This is a genomic window from Shewanella carassii, assembly GCF_002777975.1.
Taxonomy (GTDB): domain Bacteria; phylum Pseudomonadota; class Gammaproteobacteria; order Enterobacterales; family Shewanellaceae; genus Shewanella; species Shewanella carassii.
On sequence record NZ_NGVS01000036.1, the window covers coordinates 1 to 1,132 of the forward strand.

Below are 1,132 nucleotides of genomic sequence, written 5' to 3' on the forward strand. Positions count from 1 at the left end.
CACGTGGACCATGGTAAAACCACTCTGACTGCTGCTATCTCAACTGTACTGTCTAAGACTTACGGTGGTGAGGCGCGTGACTTCGCAGCGATCGATAACGCTCCAGAAGAGCGTGAGCGCGGTATTACCATCAATACCTCTCACATCGAGTATGACACTCCAACTCGTCACTACGCCCACGTAGACTGCCCAGGCCACGCTGACTATGTTAAAAACATGATCACCGGTGCTGCCCAGATGGACGGCGCAATCCTGGTAGTAGCTTCTACTGATGGTCCAATGCCACAGACTCGTGAGCACATCCTGCTGTCTCGTCAGGTAGGTGTACCTTTCATCATCGTATTCATGAACAAGTGTGACATGGTAGACGATGAAGAGCTGCTGGAACTGGTAGAGATGGAAGTTCGTGAACTGCTGTCTGAGTACGATTTCCCAGGTGATGACCTGCCAGTAATTCAGGGTTCAGCTCTGAAAGCACTGGAAGGTGAGCCAGAGTGGGAAGCGAAGATCATTGAACTGGCCGAAGCACTGGATACCTATATCCCTGAGCCAGAGCGTGATATCGATAAGCCATTCCTGCTGCCAATCGAAGACGTATTCTCAATCTCTGGTCGCGGTACTGTAGTAACAGGTCGTGTAGAGCGCGGTATCATCAAAGTTGGTGATGAAGTAGAAATCGTAGGTATCAAAGATACTACCAAGACTACTTGTACCGGTGTAGAAATGTTCCGTAAGCTGCTGGACGAAGGTCGTGCCGGTGAGAACTGTGGTATCCTGCTGCGTGGTACCAAGCGTGATGAAGTAGAGCGTGGTCAAGTACTGGCTAAGCCAGGTACCATCACTCCACACACCAAGTTCGAATCAGAAGTTTACGTACTGTCTAAAGAAGAAGGTGGACGTCACACTCCATTCTTCAAAGGCTACCGTCCACAGTTCTACTTCCGTACAACTGACGTGACCGGTACTATCGAACTGCCAGAAGGCGTAGAGATGGTAATGCCAGGTGACAACATCAAGATGGTTGTTACCCTGATCTGCCCAATCGCGATGGACGAAGGCTTGCGCTTCGCTATCCGTGAAGGTGGCCGCACAGTTGGTGCTGGTGTTGTAGCCAAGATCATCGCTTAATTGC

General features: G+C 50.4%; 1 protein-coding gene. It reads left to right on the forward strand.

From position 1 onward, the window contains the following. Positions 1 to 1,128, forward strand: a 1,128-nt coding sequence (tuf, locus tag CBE72_RS19470) for an elongation factor Tu (protein ID WP_100145967.1), incomplete at its 5' end; no start/stop codon positions are given. Between the last annotated feature and the right edge of the window lie 4 nt (positions 1,129 to 1,132).